The following is a 14,260-nucleotide window of genomic DNA, read 5'->3' as shown; positions in this document are numbered from 1 at the left end:
CCTCCAATTTAATCTAAATTTTTAATAATTTGTTGTAACACTTGAAATGCTTGATGTAAATCATCTTCATTAATACCTTCTAGCGTTTTTTCTTCGAAAGTATCAACTTCTTCTTGCCATACTGGAATCATCTTTATCGCTGTTTCGGATAAAGAAATGAGCTTCTCGCGGCGATCTTTACCTTCTGTACGAATAATCCATCCCATCGTTTCCATACGTGTTAACGTACGAGTCATCGTTGGTGATTCAACATTTAAATACTGGCATAATTCTGTTTGGGTACAAGAACCAGTTTGATTAATGCGGAAAATAACAGCCCATTGCGCACTAAATAACCCTGTTGGAGATACACGTTCATTAAATTTCTTCGTAAACTTTCGAGAAGTCTGGCTGACGATGTGAAAAAAATGTTGTTTTTCGTCCATGTATTTTGATCCTTTCAAATTAGTTACCTAGCTAACTATATACTTTTTTATAATAATTGTCTAGTAATAGACATGTTGATTTATGTAAAAAATTCTTATAGGTTTTATGTTGCGAACGTATATTCTACGTGCTATTCTTTAATTAAGTAAAGAATTTTCTTTCTATTAAATAGAATGGGGGAACTTGTGATGATTAAGCCTGCAACAATGGAGTTTGTTTCACTATCGAACGGAGAAACGATTGCATATCAGGAAGTTGGAAGGCGAAATACAGATATTCTTGTACTCATTCACGGGAACATGACATCGTCACAACATTGGGATTTAGTTATTGAAAAGTTGCAAGATCAATACCATATTTACGCTCTTGATTTAAGAGGGTTTGGACAATCAACGTATAATCAGTCGATAGATTCATTACAAGACTTTGCAGAAGATGTAAAATTATTTATCGACGAGTTAAAGCTAGAGAAATTCTCATTAATGGGCTGGTCAATGGGTGGTGGCGTTGCGATGCAATTTACAGCGAATCACCCAAATTTTGTAGAAAAGTTAATTTTAGTAGAATCAGTAGGAATGAAAGGATACCCAATCTTTAAAAAAGATACGAATGGGCAGCCGATTGTATCAAGTTTAGTAAAGACGAAAGAAGAAATTGCGCAAGAGCCAGTACAAATCGCTCCAGTATTAGACGCGATAAAAAATATGAACAAACTATATTACCGTACAGTATGGAATCTATTAATATATACACATAATCAACCTGAACCGGACCGTTATGAAAAGTATTTAGATGATATGTTAACGCAACGTAATTTCGTAGATGTGAATTATGCGCTCATTACATTTAATATTTCAGATGAATATAATGGGGTTGTAGAGGGAAGTAAGCAAATTCATCGTATTAAAGCGCCAACACTCGTCATACAAGGCGATAGAGATTATGTCGTTCCGCAAGTAGTCGGTGAGGAATTAGCGAAATATTTGCCAAATGCAGAGTTGAAGGTATTAGAAGATTGCGGACACTCGCCGTTTATTGATTGTTTAGATGTATTTATAAAACATGTAGAGGATTGGTTAGAACAGAAATAATCCCCGAAATGAGAAGTGTTGCATATACTATAACATTTGTATGTATAAGGGGAGATTATCAATGCATAAACCATCCTTAATCGCTTATTCGCCATATAATCATCATATCTATACAAAAATAATGATAGATCCGATGTATATGCAAGTTTCACCAGCTGTAGTTCCTTTACAAATGCAGCAGCCACTAACAGCTCATATGCAACATTACTTATATGGACCTTCATTTTATGAAAATCCATATTTTAAACACTTTCATTACAATGTGAAAGCGCAAGTTTGGGAAGGATAAGATAACAAGCTAAAAGGTTCATTCTTTTAGCTTGTTTTTTATTGCGAATATTCGTACACGCATTTGAAGAAACAGTTTATAATGAAAAGTGGAAGCATGAGAAGGAGAGGGACAGAGGATGTCAATGCGTTTTACTTTTTGGATTATGGTTGGGATTGTAGCAATCTCGGGTTTGTCACAAGGAATGCTCTTACCGGCCATTGCAATGATTTTTGAACAAGAAGGGGTTAGTTCAAGTATTAATGGTATTCATGCGACGGCATTGTACATTGGGATATTAGTTATTTCGCCGTTTCTTGAAAAACCGATGCAAAGGTTTGGAATGAAGCCGATTATTGTTATAGGTGGGTTTCTCGTTATTATTTCATTATTCTTTTTTACACAAACATTTTCATTTTGGGTATGGTTTATCCTTAGATTTCTAGTTGGAGTTGGAGATCATATGCTTCATGTCGGAACACAAACATGGATCACGACAACATCAGACCCAAGTAAAATAGGGAGACAAGTATCGATATACGGTGTATTCTTCGGAATTGGTTTTGCCGTTGGTCCGTATTTAGCAAGCACTGTGCAGTACGGTCTTGCAACGCCATTTATTATATCTACTATACTTTGTTTAATAGGTTGGCTTTTACTACTTCCAACAAAAAATGCATTCCCAGCGCAAGATGAAAGAGAAGTGAAGAGTGAATCATCATTTTCTCGTTATAAACAAGTTGTTGGATTAGGATGGATTGCACTGCTAGGACCACTTGCATATGGCGTACTTGAAGCAATGCTAAACAGTAACTTACCAGTATACGCACTTCGTAAAGGGTGGTCTGTTTCAGATGTATCCTTCTTATTACCAGCATTTGCAGTTGGGGGTATTATTACACAAATTCCGCTCGGTATATTGAGTGATAAATACGGAAGGGACCGTATTTTAACGTGGACGTTTAGCATAAGTACGGGCATTTTTCTACTTGCCGCCGTATTTGATCAATATTACTGGATCGTCTTTGCCTGCATGCTTTTAGCGGGTATGGTTATTGGATCGTGCTTCTCTTTAGGGCTTGGATTTATGACTGATTTATTACCGAGACACTTACTACCAGCAGGTAATATATTATCCGGAATCGCTTTTAGTTTAGGAAGTATTATGGGACCTGTATTAGGCGGCGTATTTATAGAAAAAATACAGTATACAAGCTTTTTTATTGCGGTTATGATTATAATGGGAATTCTCGCAATGTTATATATGGTCTACATGAAAAATCAATTCGCATCAAGAAAAATAGAAAGTAGGTTAGGGCATGACAAAACAACCTAATAAAAAGAAATTTGAAGTACTTGAAAATGAAACAATTACAGACTGCTTAGCACGTATGGAACAAGAAGGCTACGCTCCGTCTCGTCGTATGGAAGAGCCAATCTTTCATGAAGTAAAGAAAGACGGCAAAACAGTAGTTGAGCCGTGCGGTAGGAAGATTGTTTTTGAAGGGAAATTGAAGTAATCCAATAACAAATTCTCTTTATAGTATAGAGCCATCCAATAGTTGGGTGGCTTGTTTTTTTATTAATCAATGAAGGAATTGAATAGAATGAATCTCTCGTTCATTTCTCCTAATTGGCTTCTTTATATGGGGCAAAAGATTGCTACTTTTTTCGTATATTGGTAAAATAAGTTCTTGGGTCTTACTTATTGTTATCGGTATAATGTTTGTCGCTTGAATGAAAGAAATTAGTTGCAAAAATTTCGCACTATGTAAAGGGGTACAGCAACGATCCCTTTTTTGGAGGCACCTTAAACATAAAGCGAGAGAAGAGGCTATATGAACGATTCTCCTATCTTGTTTAAATATTAAACGAGTTATTGCAATTGGAATAGGTATATCAAACTAGTCGACATCCTGATGGATTATGTTTTTCTAGTAATCTATTACTTCTGATGGAATCGATAGATTGCTAGAAAGCGGAAAACAATTATTAGTATATTCCGAAGCAGGTGTAACAGAGTGTCCTTCCATAATTAAGGGTAAAACCAAAATACGTTTTTTTAAAGAATGATTTGTTAGAACAGGTTATAAGGAATAAAACAGAAAAGAGGATCACATGTTAGATACTTTACAGAGAAGTAAAAAGTTTTTTTTAGTATGTCTTATTTTTTTAGTGCTTTTAACCGCTTGTGGTAATACTGATGTTAAGACATCTAAAGCTTCGTTACCACCGGCTGAATCCAATATAGATACATCATTAAAAGCACCGAATTGGGTAGATAAAAGTCCTATCCAACAGTCTCCTAATTTTACGGAAGATAAAAAAGTACAATCGGTTGTGAATTTAATAGCTACGGGTGATAATTTATATCATGACGCAGTAATTAAAGATGGCAAACAAAAAGACGGTTCATATGATTATAATTATATTTATGAAAATATCAAAAAGGCTGTTAAATCAAGTGATCTTGCTATAGTGAACCAGGAGACTCCGATTGCCGGAAATAATTTAAAAGTACAAGGATATCCGACTTTCAATACACCTGAAGAAGTAGGCCAATCTTTAGTGGACACTGGATTCAATATAGTGACGCAAGCGACAAATCACGCTATGGATATGGGTATTAAAGGTGTTGCGAATACAAGAGAATACTGGAAAAAATATCCGGATGTTATCCCGGTAGGTATTAATGAGAGTAAAAACGAGCGTAATGAAATAAAAACGATTACAAAAAATGGTATTCGTTTTGCGTTACTAAATTATACATATGGTACGAATGGAATTAAAATTCCAGCTGATAAGTCTTGGGCTTTAAATTTAATTGATAAAAAAGCGATACAAAATGATGTGGAAAAGGCAAAGAGTAGCTCTGATATGGTGATTGTTATGGTGCATTGGGGAGTAGAATATACCTCAACACCTTCAAAGCAACAAAAAGAAGTTGCTCAATATTTAACAGATTTAGGTGTAGATGTAGTAATTGGAAATCATCCACATGTAATTCAACCAATTGAGTGGAAACAAAATAAAGATGGACATGAAACGCTAATCTATTATTCTCTTGGAAATCTTATTTCTGCGCAAGAAAAATTAGAAACATTAGTTGGAGGATTATCTTATGTACAATTTGTTAAGTATGAAGATAAAACTTTTGGTATACGACAAGCGGCAATCGTACCGACAGTAACCGACTATGCCGATGGTAAGAAACAATTTAAAATTCAATTTTTAAAAGATTATTCGGATGAAAATTCTAAAAAACATGGAATTAAAAAATTTGTCGGCCCCGTTTCTTTGAAGGATTTCAAGGAGATTCCTAGAGACGTGTTGGGAAATTGGTATAAAGACTAATAAACAAAAAGGGAATGAGATACAATTAAAAAATTTATAATTTTAGCATTGGTATTAGCAATGGGATGGAGTCTTGCTGCTTGTAGTGGAAAGCAAACATCTCAGGCAACTACTAATAATAACGATAAAAATAAAAATGAAATACATGCGAAGAAAAAAGATGTTTTACCTATCTCTGATGTTAATGATTGGAGAATTATCCTTGTAAATAGAGAGCATATGTTATCAAAGGAACTAGGAATTGAATTAACAAGTATCACCCAAAATGCGAAGCCAAATATGAAAATAGATAGTAGAATTGCAACTTCCTATCAGGATATGGTAGCAGCTGCAAAAAAAGAGGGAATCAATCTTTATTTAAGATCAGGTTATCGAGCTATAAAATTACAACAAACTTATTATGATGCTTCAGTTAAAAGCTATAAATCTCAAGGTTTGTCGGATAAAGAGGCTAGTGCTAAGGCATTGGAATATCTTCAGTATCCTGGTGCAAGTGAACATCATACTGGATTAGCGTTAGACATTATTTCAGTTGAATGGCAGAATACTGTAGAAGATTTAAATGCAAAATTTGAAACTACCGATGCATTCAAATGGTTAGATAAGAATGCTGCAGAATATGGATTTACTCTCCGCTATCCAAAAGAGAAAGAGAATATTACTGGCATTAAGTATGAGCCATGGCACTATCGTTATGTAGGGAAAGAAGTTGCTGTTTATCTAAAAGAAAAAGGGTTAACTTTAGAAGAATATAACGAAAAAATTAAGTCTGGTAAGTAAAAATATGCTTTAATTTTATTAAACATTATGCACTGCTACAAGAAAAGGTGAATCTGAGGATGTGTTAACCTTCCACCTAGTATTGTAAAAACTGAGTATGATAATTTGAGCACGTACGAACCAGTTATCGTGTAAAAAGATGTATGTATTAAGAAATTAAAGTTAAGGATCTGATATTCATATCAGATCCTTTTTCTATCGTTCTTTTAAGAGCGACTGAGCCAAAATATTGGAATGAATATAGAAACAAAACAGCCCAAGGAATAGTAAAACGAGTCCGGGAGCCTACTCGTACGCTTCATTGGGATTATCCAGAAATAGTTGTTGATGAAATAAGAAAGAACTGGTCTTACTCTCAAGCAAGGATTTAATACGAATGAATTGGATAAAAGGTAGTAATAAAAAACACTGCGCCTGGCAGTGTTTTTTATTACTTCTGCACATAAATACATAGTCATATTGATTAAAGTTTCACTTTATTGAAGAAAAATGCGAAAGCCATTCATAAAATATGGAAATGTTAAAATCCCTTTGATAAAATAGCAATATGTAAAAATAATTATTTGTTAATTCTTAATGTAATGAATATTCATGTTTAAATATACGAATTTAACTACATAGTTATTGCGCTAAAGGGGGAGAAAGATGTTAGATGAATTGTACAATGCTTTTTTAAATGCGTCTGGTTTTACAGAAAGTGCGAGGAAACGAGATCGGTATGATGATTTACATGATTATTTAAAAGATAAAGAAAGAGAGTTAAAGCAATTCATTCAAGATGCTGAATCAGCGAAGAGAGAGTATGAGAGTAAAAGTAATGGTTTAGAAGCTAATAAAATTCCGGCAGTTGAATTTGAACAAAAACGTCATGAAAAGGATGAAGAATTACATACATTAGTATCCTATTTTAAAAGTGCATTAAGCGATGTTGGATCTGCAAAAAGTACAGCTTATGCAAAGTATTTGGAATATAAAGCGAAAGCAGAATCAGAGAAAGCGTCAGCATACGCTGCAGCGACCAAGGCTTTTGAAGAAAAGAAAAAGGAATTTGAAAAACTTATCCATTAAGCATACAAAGAATGGAGGGAACCAACATGAGTGGTAAAGAGGTTGAAATTATAGGAAGTAACACTGCAAGTGCCATTTCTTACGCACAAAACATTGAAAATGGTATGAAGGATTCTTTAAACCAAGCGAAAGACTTAAAAGCATATGTCACAGGTGCGAAATGGAATGGAAAAACGAGAGATGCATTTTTAAGTTATCTTGATTTGATCATTCAATATAATTCAGAAATGGTAGAGGCATTTGAAGGACATACGAAAGCTTTGAAAGAGTTAGATAAAAGCATTCAAACGTACGGAGATAAATCGGAAGTAAGGGCGATAAAACAACTGTGATGGAGAAACGAGGGATAAAAGAATGGGGAAAGAAATGAGTTTTGCACCTGCTGAATTATATGTTCTCGCAGGTGCAGCTGGGGTTACCGATATATTTGGATTGCCAAACCGTGACGCAATTATTTTACTTGATGCAGAATGTGTCACGAAAGCAACTACGAGTTTAAAAGAAAAAGGCCTACTTACAAGTGAAAATGGAATTACCCCTGCAGCTTTTCAAATAATTGAACTATTAAAGGAATATGAAAATTGTCATGAATACACGAGAATGAATAATGTATTAATTGGCTTTTTAAAAGAGGATAAAGACCGAGTGGCTGTATTAACGGAAATAGAGCCAAATAAAAAATACGAGATCGACTACATACCAAAACCGGACGTATATTTTTCATTATTAACACGCATTCCTTTCTTATTGAGAGAACCGAGGGAAATAGAAGATACATTTTTCTCAAAGAGAATGACAGAGGCAGAACAACAAACATTTGAGGAAAAAGATTTATCAAATAAAGACGTTATAGCGATAGAAACGTATACGAGGCCTCGAAGTAATAGAGGAGGAAAATGGGAATGTTTCTTATATTTCACTGAAGGAGAAGATTTCGTTCAAATAGATGTAGATCGTAATCGATATGACTGGGTGAGCCTCTATGCGGTTAATAAGAAATTGTATGACGTGTTAAAAATGCCATATAAAAAGTTAATTGACCCGAGACAATTCTCGTTAGGAGGTATTCAATAATGCAAGTATCAATGGGAGATAGTGGTTCTGGTGGTGGAGAAGAAGTATTAGTTAATTTTCAAGAACTACTTGATATAGTAATGAAGTTAGAAAATATATATAAAATCCATGTAGACGTCATTGGAACGAATATTGAGAGTTTATTAAGCTGTGATTTTTATCAAAAAGGTGAAGCGATGAGAGTAATTGAAAAATATCCTGATATATTACACAAAACACTAGAATTGGCTGAACACTATTCTAGGTCAGCGACAGTTGTAGGAAATGTATGTGTAGAAATGCTTGAAAAGGACGAACAATTACGTGAAATATTAAGTAAGTTGTAGAAATCACCATACGGCTGGGGGGATGAAAACGAGATGGATGTGAAATATAGACCTGAACCATGGCAAAACATGGGGGATGGTATGAATCGAATTACAAAAGATGCACTCATGAAATTACGGGAAGCAAATGAATCATTAAAAAGAATTGATGGAAGAATACGAGATTTAGACTCGGATGGTAGTATACATTTTAATCCTAAAGATCAATCGCAAAAAATCGGGGAATTACTTGATAGCTATTCGACATTACAAAAATATTGCGGAGAAGCAGGTCGATTAGTCTCTGAACATATAGATAAACCTTTTTTAGTAGAAATGGATAAATTCGCTCAAAAAATGAGAGATACATCTATTCTCAGTTTTGAAACAAATAACCGAATTGGCTCTACAACAACGACAGTATTACCAGGTGCGCATGCAGGCTACGGAAGTGTACCACAAACAATACAGAAGAAGAAAGATAAAATAACAGTAGAAGATATTTTTAGAGATTCTCCTGCATTTGATAACGTACTTAGGGCAGAATACAAAGAACTAAAAAAACAAAATCCAGATGCAAAATTAAATTATGAAGAATACAAGAAAGTAGTCCCATCCACACGAGGATTTGAATACAAATCGATAGAAGATGAACAGAAAAAACTAGAAATGGTGCGAGACATAGGAATAGGCGTAGGAATCATCATCACAACAATCCTTTGTCCACCACTTGGGGCCGCTGCCGCAGTAGTATACGGAGGTGTACAAATAAAAAGCGGTATCGACGGAGAAGACTGGGGAACACATAGGAAATTGAGCCAAGAAGAGCGGGTAGGAAACATCATTTTTGGCGGATTAGATGCAATCCCAGTTGTTGGAGCAGTAGGAAAAGGAGTAAAAGCATTCAAAGGGACGAGTGAATTAGCTGATTTAGCCAAATTATTAAAATTCAAAGAAGGAATGCCTGGTTTTAATCCAAATTTGGGTAAAAATGTGGTACAATCGCTTAAGGAAAATAAGACTTTAAAAAATGCACTAGATGCTATGAAAAATACTCCTATTCCAGTAGCAGTTAGGACGGTGGATACTGGAATAGGAATGAAGCTTCCTTATATGGAATCTTCAACTGTTGGAGAAGTAGCTGGAAAGTTTTCAAAGGCAAGTACGGCAGCTAAGGATGACGCTTATCAACTTGCTAAGGGTAGTGGAGGGGTTAAGGGTACGGGTAACACTGTTCATAGATCAGAAATTGACGAAGTAATTAAAAACGACTACGATATAGACGGGAATTTGGTTAATAGGTCAATTGTGCCTAAAGGTTATGATAGTGTTGAAGACTTTTTAACAAAAGTAGATGATACTACTATTAAAGAGTTTGGATATGATAGTGTTGAGGAATTTAAAGCGGTAGTAGGGTATGTTGATGCTCATTTAAATGCTTCACCAAAACATAATATAATTAATAAAGGGCTAGCAGGTGGCACACATATGAAAGGTATAGATTACGATGTTTTAGGTTTTCCGATTTTTAAAGGTGAGGATGTTAAGTTTACTCATAAGTTAGATGAAAGTTTATTTATAGCTAAGGATGATGCACAATTTGAAGAGTGTACAAGGCAATTGAAGGCAGCCATAAACAAAGGAGAGATACCGAGAGATATTTTTACACCTAAGCAATTAAAAATGATAGAGTTGGAATTGCCACGAATTGTAGATTTAACATGGCATCATCATCAGGTGCCTGGAAAAATGCAATTAGTTGTTTCAGCAAAGCACAGTGTAAATCATTTAGGTGGTAATAAATTATGGGGAGGCGGAATTAGATGAGAAAAGATTTAACATGGCCAGTACCAGATGAGCCGGTTTCAGCAGAATATATATATGAAGTGGGTAAGCAGATGGATTTTATATTTCCAAGTGATTATGTAGAGTGTGCTACTACTAATAATGGTTCAGCGGTATTACCATATAAGTTTGAGGTGGATGGAGTAACAAGAGTGTTTGGGACATTGCTCTCTTATGATACGGATAGTAGCGAATATATTGTTAAAGTATATCGTACTTATGCCCCTACTATACCTAAAGAGTTAGTTCCTTTTGCTTTTGACCCAGCAGGAAATTTAATATGTTTTGACTATAAAAATGACAAAAATAACCCTGTTGTGGTATTTTGGGAGCATGAGAATGCTGGCGAAAAAGAAATGTTAATGCGTCAAGAAGGTTTAACAGAAGCACAAGTAGAAGAACTGGCAAGAGAAAATGTATTTTATATTGCAGATACATTTACTGATTTTTTAAGTAAATTACACGATTAAAAAATATAATGATGAATGAAAAATAAAGTTTATGTGAAATGGATAGAAAAAATAATAGGGTGTTTGAAAATATATACTCCATGATGGTTGTACCATCATAGAGTAATATGTGCAATGATAGAATAGAAAACGAAGTACGAGCTTAGGCGATATGACATTTTACATGGCGATGAATATAAACACATGGAATGTATATTAAACTAACGAACTCGTACAAACTCGTAAGTTTTAACGTAGTAGTTGTCACAATATATAAAAGGTGTCAAACTGCACTACAAAAATTATAAAATTATCCATAATTAAAAACATATTAACTTAAAGTACTTGATTGCCGACTAAAGGCAACAAGTGCTTTTTTAATTGAAAGGTATACTATAAATTTATAAAAGTTATTTTTATGAATTAAAGCTAACAGAAACTATTAGTATTATATAATTGAAAATACATTAGCAAAAGGTGTGGACTCTGTAACTCCATTCGTTAAAGGTGCAGAAATACTGCCAGATGGAAGTGTCGCTAGAACTGGAACGAACTATAGCGGGAAATTCCAAGGAGCCCATGATACCTCAAAGGCGAGTATTCAGAGTAGAATCTCGAATTTGGAGAGTGGTGGGGTTAAGGGTACTGGTAGTAACGTAAACCCAAACAAAATTAAGCTAACTCAGGAAAGAGAAAAATACTATCGAAAGAAAATAGATGAAGCTAAAGCGCGAGGAGATTATAAAGCAGCAGCGGATATTAGATATGATCGTCATTGTGAAGAAACGAAACAACCTTTAGAGCGTAAAGATTGGGATGCTAGGACTGAAAATTTAAGAAAGAGTCAAGAGCGAGGAAGAGAAGAAGAAATAAAAGGGAGAAAAGCTTTGGGAGAACACCTAAATCGTACATTAGAGGACAATAACTCTGGCAAGGTTGTTACGTATACATCCAGTGAAGGGCATTTTACGCTAAGGATGAAATCGATTTAGTTCATGATCACAAACACAAAATAAGTGACAAAGAACACGTTATTCATAATGACAGTCAAATGCGAGCTGAAAGGGAAATGCTCGAAGATAAAAGTGGAAGTCATATTGTGACAATATCAAGTGATAAACCCGATTTGAATGGAATTCCTCCTCATCCAAGACCAAGTGGGCCTTTGGGTAAGGATAGTGATGTTTACTACACTGATCCAAATAGCGGTAAAGTGACTCATAAATGGGAGAACAATACACGTTTACCTGGTGGAGGTAGGTGGAAAAAGCTGTGAATAAAAATTATTATGTGACTATATTTTTTAATATTAAGGGGGATATACATGAAACCAGATTTTTTCACAATTACAATGTATCCTACAGTATCTTTTAACGAAGAAGAATTATTAGGTCGTCTTTTGGATGTGTTTGAGTCAAATGAAAAATTTGCTCCTACTCATTGGGGCAACTGTGAAACGGTACGGGTAGAATATAACCGTCAGGAAATTCTGGAAAAAGTAGTTTCAGAGCGTATAGTATCAGAAGTTTACCTGTATCGTGATAAATCTGTGAACTACACAGGACGTTTTCAAGTTAACTGGAGCCATCGTTCATTTTTAGAGTTTGAGTTTCATAACTCAATACCTAAAAAATTATGGTCTGCTTTTTTTGAGTTATCTGATCAAATCGCAGAAGCTGCGAAACCAAGTTACGGAGTAACTCAAATTTTTTGGCCTTTATCATATCCGTGGAATACCGACCGTGAACGTTTACAGATGTGGATGGAAATATCTTCCCAGCCAATACCGGTTAGGTTTCTTCCTAACGGTCCCTTAGGGATAGGCGCTAGAACATACTTTAGTGGTCATATTTTAGAAATGTTTGATAAGGAATTATTACAAAATAGTCCAGCTGTGGTATCTGAGCTAGATTGGGGTGGGCTTTGTATTGATATTTTAAATAATCCATTAGGGAGTGATAGTGATACATTACTTGATAATTGGCTACAAGTAATGAAGTATTTGGAACCAGCACAAGTAATGGCTATACCAAGTTTTGATGAAGATCAAATGGGTGTAACTTATTCTCCAAATATTGCTTGGAAGGACTATCTGAAAAGCTAAATGAAAGGAGATCGTAATAATGAATGAGAATGGTAATGATAGAATAAGAGTCATGGAAATATTAAATAGATCTCAATACAATGATGAGGTTATAGATGGACTAGATATGAGTGATTTAGATCTTACTTTTTCAGATTTGTCAGAGGTGATGGCAGAGGGTATCATGGCAAAACAAGTCCATTTAAGAGCTTCTTCACTAATGAGAGCATCTTTTTTTGATTGTGATTTTGAGTTTGCTGATTTCAGGAGCTGTAATTTAGAGGAAATACATATTGCAGATTGTAGATTTGGTGAAGCTAATTTCTCTAAAGCCAATATGAAATATGCAAAGGTAAATATAAGTAGTTGTTTTGAAACATGTTTTGATGAAGTTGATTTTTCATATGGAGAATTAGTTGGAACGATATTAAATCATGCTACTTTTCGCCATGCAAATTTGGCAGGAATCAATGCGGAACAGGCTGATTGTACAGGAACAAATTTCAGCAACGCGAATCTTACAGAAGGTAACTTTGAAAAAGCATATTTAGAAGATGCTAATTTATCAGAAGTAAACGCTAGAAATGCAGATTTTACTGACGCAGATTTAACGGGAGCGACCCTTTTAAATGGTGATTTTACGGGCGCGAATTTTACCGGTGCTAAACTTGACAATGTAGTTTGGACAGGAGCAAAGGTAGAAGGAGCCAAATTTGATGAAAATGTGAAGGAACAAATCTTAAAAATGATTTAAATATGATGGGGATTATATACATTTGAGCACTCGAAAACCTATGATTGGTAGCGGGTGCTTTTTTCTTAGAGATATTAGAGATTGATAAATAAGTGAAAATCAATATAGATTATTTTTAAGGATTGTTAGATAGATTAAGTCGTGAAAATTATATAATTGAAAATACATTAGCAAAAGGTGTGGACTCCGTAACCCCATTCGCTAAAGGTGTAGAAATACTGCCAGATGGAAGTGTCGCTAGAACTGGAACAAACTATAGCGGGAAATTCCAAGAAGCCCATGATGCCTCGAAGGCGAGTATTCAGAGTAGGATCTCGAATTTGGAGAGTGGTGGGGTTAAGGGTACGGGTAAAAATCCAGAAATAGTAAAGTTTACAGAGGAACAATTATCTACTAAACCCTTATATTCTAGGGATCCTGAAAAATGGCAGAAAAAAGGTGGGAAAATCGAAATTAGTGAGGAAGGAATATGGACTTATATTGATTGGTATATTCTTCCAAATCGAGTTTCTTATCCTGGAGGTTTTCCCGACTTTAAATCTGCTGGGTTGGTAAGACAAGAAGTTCCGATAGGTGAATTTAATAGATATGAAATTGATTTTGCTAAGGCTGATGAATTAGCTCCAAATGGACCAAAATTAGATGAAAACACATGGCACCATCATCAAGATTTAACAACAATGCAAGAAGTTAGTAAAGAGATGCACAGAAGATTTCGACATATGGGTGGAATGTCATTAGCTAAGAAGTTAAAAGATTAAAT

At 34.8% G+C, this 14,260-nt stretch carries 16 protein-coding genes and 1 pseudogene; 16 read left to right on the top strand and 1 reads right to left on the bottom strand.

What is annotated here, in order from left to right; genetic code table 11:
• Positions 1–8: 8 nt before the first annotated feature.
• Positions 9–425, bottom strand: a complete 417-nt coding sequence (locus GBN91_RS11555) for a MarR family winged helix-turn-helix transcriptional regulator (protein WP_000343680.1) — start codon at positions 423–425, stop codon at positions 9–11.
• Between the two features lie 189 nt (positions 426–614).
• On the opposite strand from GBN91_RS11555, the gene phaZ reads away from it, so the two are divergent.
• From phaZ to GBN91_RS11475, 16 genes and pseudogenes are all read left to right on the top strand, one after another.
• Positions 615–1,517 carry an intracellular short-chain-length polyhydroxyalkanoate depolymerase gene (gene phaZ, locus GBN91_RS11550; RefSeq protein WP_152121523.1) on the top strand — a complete coding sequence of 301 codons (903 nt, stop codon included), beginning with the start codon at positions 615–617 and terminating at the stop codon, positions 1,515–1,517.
• 61 nt (positions 1,518–1,578) lie between these two features.
• Entirely contained in the window at positions 1,579–1,806 is a 228-nt protein-coding gene (locus GBN91_RS11545) for a hypothetical protein (RefSeq protein WP_000549500.1), read from the top strand.
• A 118-nt stretch (positions 1,807–1,924) separates the two neighbouring features.
• Complete coding sequence (locus GBN91_RS11540; RefSeq protein ID WP_000062798.1) at positions 1,925–3,121, top strand: MFS transporter; 1,197 nt, start codon at positions 1,925–1,927, stop codon at positions 3,119–3,121.
• The gene (locus GBN91_RS11535) at positions 3,105–3,305 is read left to right on the top strand and encodes an NETI motif-containing protein (protein WP_000166303.1); all 201 of its coding nucleotides are present in this window, start codon (positions 3,105–3,107) and stop codon (positions 3,303–3,305) included. The genes GBN91_RS11540 and GBN91_RS11535 overlap by 17 nt, the downstream gene beginning before the upstream one ends.
• A gap of 598 nt (positions 3,306–3,903) precedes the next feature.
• Positions 3,904–5,139 (top strand): CapA family protein, encoded by a 1,236-nt coding sequence (locus tag GBN91_RS11530; RefSeq protein ID WP_000887599.1) that lies wholly within the window; start codon positions 3,904–3,906, stop codon positions 5,137–5,139.
• A gap of 48 nt (positions 5,140–5,187) precedes the next feature.
• Entirely contained in the window at positions 5,188–5,919 is a 732-nt protein-coding gene (locus GBN91_RS11525; RefSeq protein ID WP_000241987.1) for a M15 family metallopeptidase, read from the top strand.
• A 645-nt stretch (positions 5,920–6,564) separates the two neighbouring features.
• On the top strand, positions 6,565–6,987 hold the full coding sequence (locus GBN91_RS11520; RefSeq protein WP_097813919.1) for a hypothetical protein: 423 nt from the start codon (positions 6,565–6,567) through the stop codon (positions 6,985–6,987).
• A gap of 26 nt (positions 6,988–7,013) precedes the next feature.
• Positions 7,014–7,319 (top strand): WXG100 family type VII secretion target, encoded by a 306-nt coding sequence (locus GBN91_RS11515; RefSeq protein WP_000014535.1) that lies wholly within the window; start codon positions 7,014–7,016, stop codon positions 7,317–7,319.
• Positions 7,320–7,341: 22 nt separating this feature from the next.
• Positions 7,342–8,061, top strand: a complete 720-nt coding sequence (locus tag GBN91_RS11510) for a DUF5081 family protein (protein ID WP_000514121.1) — start codon at positions 7,342–7,344, stop codon at positions 8,059–8,061.
• Entirely contained in the window at positions 8,061–8,387 is a 327-nt protein-coding gene (locus GBN91_RS11505) for a hypothetical protein (RefSeq protein WP_001198201.1), read from the top strand. Before GBN91_RS11510 ends, GBN91_RS11505 begins: the two co-directional genes overlap by 1 nt.
• A gap of 33 nt (positions 8,388–8,420) precedes the next feature.
• The gene (locus GBN91_RS11500) at positions 8,421–10,193 is read left to right on the top strand and encodes an HNH endonuclease (RefSeq protein WP_152121522.1); all 1,773 of its coding nucleotides are present in this window, start codon (positions 8,421–8,423) and stop codon (positions 10,191–10,193) included.
• A complete protein-coding gene (locus GBN91_RS11495) occupies positions 10,190–10,681 on the top strand; it encodes an SMI1/KNR4 family protein (protein ID WP_001224283.1) in 492 nt (163 codons plus the stop codon). Before GBN91_RS11500 ends, GBN91_RS11495 begins: the two co-directional genes overlap by 4 nt.
• 458 nt (positions 10,682–11,139) lie before the next feature.
• A pseudogene (locus GBN91_RS11490) lies at positions 11,140–11,936 on the top strand (ADP-ribosyltransferase).
• A gap of 48 nt (positions 11,937–11,984) precedes the next feature.
• Complete coding sequence (locus GBN91_RS11485) at positions 11,985–12,764, top strand: hypothetical protein (RefSeq protein ID WP_152121521.1); 780 nt, start codon at positions 11,985–11,987, stop codon at positions 12,762–12,764.
• Between the two features lie 19 nt (positions 12,765–12,783).
• Positions 12,784–13,497 (top strand): pentapeptide repeat-containing protein, encoded by a 714-nt coding sequence (locus GBN91_RS11480; RefSeq protein WP_001004769.1) that lies wholly within the window; start codon positions 12,784–12,786, stop codon positions 13,495–13,497.
• A 122-nt stretch (positions 13,498–13,619) separates the two neighbouring features.
• A complete protein-coding gene (locus tag GBN91_RS11475) occupies positions 13,620–14,258 on the top strand; it encodes an HNH endonuclease (RefSeq protein ID WP_152121520.1) in 639 nt (212 codons plus the stop codon).
• Positions 14,259–14,260: the final 2 nt, after the last annotated feature.

Source organism: Bacillus sp. B1-WWTP-T-0.5-Post-4 (assembly GCF_009183795.1).
Taxonomy (GTDB): Bacteria; Bacillota; Bacilli; order Bacillales; family Bacillaceae_G; genus Bacillus_A; species Bacillus_A cereus.
Note: the sequence above shows the minus strand (reverse complement) of the source record. Positions and strands in the feature narration are given on the sequence as shown.

Excerpts from the sequence above, each read along its gene's own strand:
- GBN91_RS11535 (WP_000166303.1), top strand. The coding sequence starts at position 3,105 with ATGACAAAACAACCTAATAAAAAGAAATTTGAAGTACTTGAAAATGAA.
- GBN91_RS11545 (WP_000549500.1), top strand. The coding sequence starts at position 1,579 with ATGCATAAACCATCCTTAATCGCTTATTCGCCATATAATCATCATATC.
- GBN91_RS11485 (WP_152121521.1), top strand. The coding sequence starts at position 11,985 with ATGAAACCAGATTTTTTCACAATTACAATGTATCCTACAGTATCTTTT.
- GBN91_RS11480 (WP_001004769.1), top strand. The coding sequence starts at position 12,784 with ATGAATGAGAATGGTAATGATAGAATAAGAGTCATGGAAATATTAAAT.
- GBN91_RS11505 (WP_001198201.1), top strand. The coding sequence starts at position 8,061 with ATGCAAGTATCAATGGGAGATAGTGGTTCTGGTGGTGGAGAAGAAGTA.
- GBN91_RS11520 (WP_097813919.1), top strand. The coding sequence starts at position 6,565 with ATGTTAGATGAATTGTACAATGCTTTTTTAAATGCGTCTGGTTTTACA.
- GBN91_RS11515 (WP_000014535.1), top strand. The coding sequence starts at position 7,014 with ATGAGTGGTAAAGAGGTTGAAATTATAGGAAGTAACACTGCAAGTGCC.
- GBN91_RS11510 (WP_000514121.1), top strand. The coding sequence starts at position 7,342 with ATGGGGAAAGAAATGAGTTTTGCACCTGCTGAATTATATGTTCTCGCA.
- GBN91_RS11500 (WP_152121522.1), top strand. The coding sequence starts at position 8,421 with ATGGATGTGAAATATAGACCTGAACCATGGCAAAACATGGGGGATGGT.
- GBN91_RS11495 (WP_001224283.1), top strand. The coding sequence starts at position 10,190 with ATGAGAAAAGATTTAACATGGCCAGTACCAGATGAGCCGGTTTCAGCA.
- phaZ (WP_152121523.1), top strand. The coding sequence starts at position 615 with ATGATTAAGCCTGCAACAATGGAGTTTGTTTCACTATCGAACGGAGAA.
- GBN91_RS11540 (WP_000062798.1), top strand. The coding sequence starts at position 1,925 with ATGTCAATGCGTTTTACTTTTTGGATTATGGTTGGGATTGTAGCAATC.
- GBN91_RS11555 (WP_000343680.1), bottom strand. The coding sequence starts at position 425 with ATGGACGAAAAACAACATTTTTTTCACATCGTCAGCCAGACTTCTCGA.
- GBN91_RS11530 (WP_000887599.1), top strand. The coding sequence starts at position 3,904 with ATGTTAGATACTTTACAGAGAAGTAAAAAGTTTTTTTTAGTATGTCTT.